Here is a 476-nt window from a genome sequence, read left to right on the forward strand (position 1 = left end):
TGGCTGGGTGCTGCCAACGCTGTGGCCTTTGGCGCGCTCTGGCTGGCGCGAAGCCATCTGGGCTGAGACCACACATGAAGATCCGCAACGACATCATCAAGGTCTACAAGGACGTGCACATCTGGGTTGGCATCTTCGCTGGCCTGATGCTGTTCGTCGCCTTCTATGCGGGCTCGATCACCATGTTCGAGAAGCCGTTGGAAAGATGGGCAACACCACCGTCTGCGCTGTCTGCGCCGGTCCCGATGGAGCGCGCACCTGACCTGTTGGCCGCGGTGCTCAAGGCGCACCCCGAGGCGGCGAAGAACTACAGCGTGATGGTGCAGACCTCACCTGAGGCGCCTGCCAGGGTGATCTGGCGAGTACGCGGCGACAAGCCACGGCAGTTCACTGAGTTTGGCGCAAGCTTTGACGAGAAAGGCCGCCTCCAGGTGGAGCAGCTGCGAAAAGCACCGGTGGCGCAGCTTGTCGATACC

At 62.2% G+C, this 476-nt stretch carries 1 protein-coding gene; it reads left to right on the forward strand.

Features of this window, described 5'->3' with window-relative positions:
* Nucleotides 1-74: 74 nt before the first annotated feature.
* A partial coding sequence (locus VG556_RS22410; protein WP_423180058.1) for a PepSY domain-containing protein occupies nucleotides 75-476 on the forward strand: 402 nt, incomplete at its 3' end.

The organism is Stenotrophomonas sp. CASM106 (assembly GCF_049384825.1).
Taxonomy (GTDB): Bacteria; Pseudomonadota; Gammaproteobacteria; order Xanthomonadales; family Xanthomonadaceae; genus Stenotrophomonas; species Stenotrophomonas muris.